The sequence below is a fragment of the Methylocaldum sp. genome, from assembly GCF_039794385.1.
Classification (GTDB): Bacteria; Pseudomonadota; Gammaproteobacteria; order Methylococcales; family Methylococcaceae; genus Methylocaldum.
In genome coordinates, this window is sequence record NZ_JBDIVO010000367.1 from 1 (window position 1) to 4,401 (window position 4,401).

Sequence of the window (4,401 nt, forward strand, 5' to 3'; positions counted from 1 at the left end):
AAAACAGAGGACTACCTGGCAGCGCCGCTTGTCGAATCGTCAAGGAGCCAGGATGAGTAAGACGGCATTGGTGCTTGCCTTCATTGCGGGTGGGGCTGTTACAGCGGCATCTTTAATTTTCGGGCTATTGCCTATCAAGATTGAGCCGAGAGACCAGGCACCGCCGAGTATCGACAGCAATACCTATTTGCAGGATCAAGTCATTTCTTCTTTGCTCGATGAAGTTGACGCGTCGTTCGCCCGTGACGATGCCATCCCTCCATCGGTGGCAAGTGAATCCCCCTCAGAGGCCTACGCAAGGATTGTCGCCCGACGCCAAGCCAGGCTTGCCAATAAGGTCAATGGCGAGTCCATTCAAGGTGGTCAATCCGGATCTGATAGGGCGCGCCATCTCACGGCATTCGCAATTACCGTACTACAAGCCGTTACGCTTGGTATTGCGTTTGGAATCAGCTTTCTCCTAAGCCAATCCGGTCGGAAACTATGGTGGGTGTTTATCGGATTCGTCAGTGGCGTTGTTATCGGCTGGCCGCTTGGGGCTATCAGTTGGGCATCTATGCTTGTATCGGGTTCTCTGACTACCGTGCTGGTGGACGGTCTATCGAGATCATTTCTATTCGCAATAGTTGGTGCAGGTATGGGGGGCTATTTCGGTAGAGAGAGGTTCAAAAATCGGGCCCATAGTACGCCTTAGGCCGGTTTATCGGATATTCGATCGGCTGCAGTGGCAACCAGGGGCGAACTTTGGCTGCTATTCAATATCGTGTGCTGTCGCAGCAATAAGAACCCAGTGGAAGTAAAACAATGAGCGACCAGGATGCGGATGCAGTACAGACGTGGTGGTTCCCGGTGTTGCCGGACGACCCGGGCAAGCGGCTGGTCCAGGGGTGCCGCTGGAGGACGGGGCGGCGCAGCCGAAACTGACGGAGTACCCGGATCTGCTGGCAATTCGCTTCCAGGATCTGATCGACCGGGCCGGCAAGAAGCGGGCGCAGGAAGCGATCGAGGATCTGCTGACTCACGCGGAGGGCATCCTGATGGCGGATCCGGATGATTGGGGAACGGCGATCGTGGAGACGGACGAGGTGCAGATGCTGATAGCGGACGCGACGGACGAGATTCTTGAGCCGGTCGCGCCGCTGGATCCGAAAACGCGAGTACAGTTGCAGGGGCGGGCGGAGCAAGCGTCGTTAAGGCAGATTCTGGCCTTGATCTAGGGCGCCTCTAGTGCCTGAGGTGTCAATTAAGATTTTGCTTGGGCTTGCCGGAAAGTCCCCTTGCGGCCAGGTGCAGTCATTTCTGGCCCAGTGCGCCGCGCTTTCGAGCCCGATCTATGTAGGCAATTTTCCAGTCGTAAGGATTGCGCATGTATATTGGCGGGACTCTATTACCTGCTCGGAATACCGTGATGGTTGACCAAGAATACGAAGAGATGATGGCCCGGCATTTCGCGGACATGGAAAAACAGTCACGCGAACGACTTGCCGAAGCATCTGACCTGATTGCGAAGTTCACGGCTCTGGCCGCATCCAAGGGCGTGATCCTCGGCGCGGAGTCATTCGAGTACATCCAGACCATCGGCATCGTTGCCAAGGCGCAGGGTATCGCAAGGACGCTATTGGGACCAATAAGGACCGAGCGCGACGGACTGCTGTCGTTCAACGAGATCGCAAGTCGATTCCCTCCCAGCCTCTATTACGAAGGATGCTTTTCCGGGCCCGACTTTATTTTAATGGCCCACCCCTGTTACCGGCGCGGGATGCATCCAGTCAACAACTGGGCCCCGAGGTTTGTAGATCTGTTCTGGCAGTTCGACGGCCCCGGCATAGAAAAATACATTGCCCTCGACGAAGACCGAGTCCGGATCGATGTCGACGGGCTTGGCTATGTCGAAGCCGACACTTGGTTCGGCGCTCCCTTCGACGAGGACATACGAAATATCAAATCCGGAATCGTCAAGCTGCGCCCGCCCGTGGATCTCGAATCTCGGCATGTCTCTTTATTCTTTGCCGGCGCATACTGTCTAGACATCAAGTGGAACGAGTCGGATGGCATCAAGTCGTTCCAGGCTCTGGAAATGAAGGCTGAGGACATACGGATCGATGTCGGGGGGCAACACTACTTCCCCGCCCGCTACCTGCATGCCGAGTTTGACCTTGTGGCCAACTGCTTCAGGCACTTCGACGGTGCGATTCAGCTTTTCACGGAAGAAGAATATTTCCAGAGGCGGGATTCCGACTTCAACATGACGATGAAGAACCCAGCGCACATCAAGGCCAGGTCGAGCAAGGTCTTCAAGATCAATGGCCCACTGAGAACGAAAGACTGGGTCGAGTTCTGTTGCCACTTCTATACAGCCAATCCGCTTACCTTCGAGTACTTCAGCGGTGAGTATCCGAAGCACGTCAGTGAGATCCTCGAAAGGATCAGGGGTCGCGTATCGTAACTTGCCGGCGAGACCTAACCTCGCTGTTGGGTGAGTTTGTGGAGAAGGTCCGCTCTTGGCCGAATGCAGTCCCTCGGCCCGAAGATGTAGCCGCCTGGCTGAATGACCGCTTCTCCCCGGCTGCAGTGGTTCCAGCGCGTCCAACACTGATGCTTCGGTAAATGGCCCCTCAGGGAAGAGGACACCACCGGCACTCAGGGTGCTAGAAGATCGTGCGGTACGGAATTCTTAGCATTTTTTAACAATCTAAGCGTCTCCATGGGGTTTGCTTACGCTCATGGGGTTCGTTTCCGCCTTTTGGGGTAGTTACCGCTTCTGGCGCTCCAGCGTTTGCCGGCCTCGGCCCTGGGGCCAGTGGAGAGGCTGCCATGGAGCCGGCATCGACCGGAGCGATGGAGATCCCGGCGCTGGCAAGGGGTCCCCTTGCGAGTTTTTGCGCCGCAGGTGAGACCGCGCAGAAACGCCGGCATGATGGGTTCGTCCGGCTGCGGTGGTAAGAGATGCGCCTCGAACTGATGGGCTGCTGCACGCCAAGCTTCAAGTTCATTCAGATATCGGTTTCGGGCGTCCCAGTGGTATCGCCACCACCTGCGTAGCTCGGCGGACGTATATCGCTTCCCGTATTCTTGCATAAATTAACTCCTTTCCGACGCAGTCTGGGAACGGTGACTGGATTCCGGCAGGCTTCCAATCGTGCGGTGGGTGCAAGTGCGGGTACTCACTCCGACTTCCTTGTCCAGTGCGTGCAGTTGCGTCGGTCGGTACTCCATAGGCCGGCCGGGTCCTCGGGGGCGCCAGCGCCACAGTGGCCTAGATGCGGGTGGCTTGTTGCCCTGAAGTACCTACAGGTCGCGCAGGTCACAGGCATGGGGACGACAGGCGCCCGTGGGGGTGGGCTGCCTCCAAATTCATCGTCAAGATGCTCAGAGGTGGCGAAGGTGCTCATGCTTTCTTGCTGGGCACCTTCGTGCCCCGTTGAGCATCTTCCGGGTAACGCCCACTCCCAGCCGCCCTGCATCCCGGTCTTCGATGAACTGATCCCCAATGCTGCTCGTGCCCTCCGAATTGTCGCCCAGGAGTGGCCTGCATTCTCGGCGTCGCGTCGGATGGTAGTGACGGGTACCGGGCCATCGGCCAAAACACTGGCGAGGAAATCTTTGGCGTCGGATAGCGCTCCGCTATCACTGTTGCTGCTGGTCGCATCTGCCTCTTCGAGCAGCTCACGGGCGGGTCCTTCCAGTAATTCACCCCACACCACGGATGAGGAGCATAGCCCAGGGTGGTCGGTCAGTTCGTTTTGCTGTAGTTCATATTCGACACCCCCGTCGTCAGGGCCAATGTTGGACTTGGCACGGAGAAATATTCGTCGGGTATGTCCATCTTCATCGTCCTTTTGGTGCTTAGCTGCAACCAGTACCACTCGTGCAAGCGCCCCGAATGCCAAGCTCCCGGTTATACGCTCCACCGGATCGCGCCCACCAGTCCCTTTCGAAAAATGTGTGATGCCGACAAAGGCGCAGCGCATGCCGGCAGCCAAGTCGACAAGTGGTTGGAGAGCGCGGCGGACTTCAGCATTCTTATGAGAATCACCTGTAATGGCTGAAACGATGGGATCTACGACCAGAAGACGAACATCACCGATTTCTGTCAGCTTGTGTTGCAGTGGCTCCATATCTCGGGCTGGATCGAAAGCCCGCCGTTCATTGCCCTCGCGCACATCGGCTACGAAGTAGATACGGTCCATGCTGGCGCCAGAAAGAATCAGCCGGGGGACTAGTGTGTCGGCTGGATCGTCTTCTCCGGACCAGATGACCACATTCCCGACAGGAGACCGTGTCCCATCCGGCCAGTGTCCCCCGGTCGTGACTGCCGCGGCGAGCGCCATACTAATTGTGGTTTTTCCGGTACCGGGTGCGCCACCAAGTACATGCATTTTCCCCGCAGCCAACCAGCCC

The 4,401-nt window shown here is 57.3% G+C and carries 4 protein-coding genes; 3 read left to right on the top strand and 1 reads right to left on the bottom strand.

Going from position 1 to position 4,401, the window contains the following annotated elements:
- The 3 genes from ABJK70_RS20825 to ABJK70_RS20835 form a co-directional block, all read left to right on the top strand.
- On the top strand, positions 1-694 hold a 694-nt coding region (locus ABJK70_RS20825), incomplete at its 5' end, for a hypothetical protein (protein WP_347258985.1).
- Between the two features lie 193 nt (positions 695-887).
- Entirely contained in the window at positions 888-1,217 is a 330-nt protein-coding gene (locus ABJK70_RS20830; protein WP_347258986.1) for a hypothetical protein, read from the top strand.
- Positions 1,218-1,408: 191 nt separating this feature from the next.
- On the top strand, positions 1,409-2,446 hold the full coding sequence (locus tag ABJK70_RS20835; protein WP_347258987.1) for a hypothetical protein: 1,038 nt from the start codon (positions 1,409-1,411) through the stop codon (positions 2,444-2,446).
- Positions 2,447-3,164: 718 nt separating this feature from the next.
- On the opposite strand, the gene ABJK70_RS20840 is transcribed toward ABJK70_RS20835, so the two are convergent.
- On the bottom strand, positions 3,165-4,401 hold a 1,237-nt coding region (locus ABJK70_RS20840), incomplete at its 5' end, for an AAA family ATPase (protein ID WP_347258988.1).

Bases quoted from the DNA above. Each gene is read 5' to 3' on its own strand.
- ABJK70_RS20835 (WP_347258987.1), top strand. From the start codon at position 1,409: ATGGTTGACCAAGAATACGAAGAGATGATGGCCCGGCATTTCGCGGAC.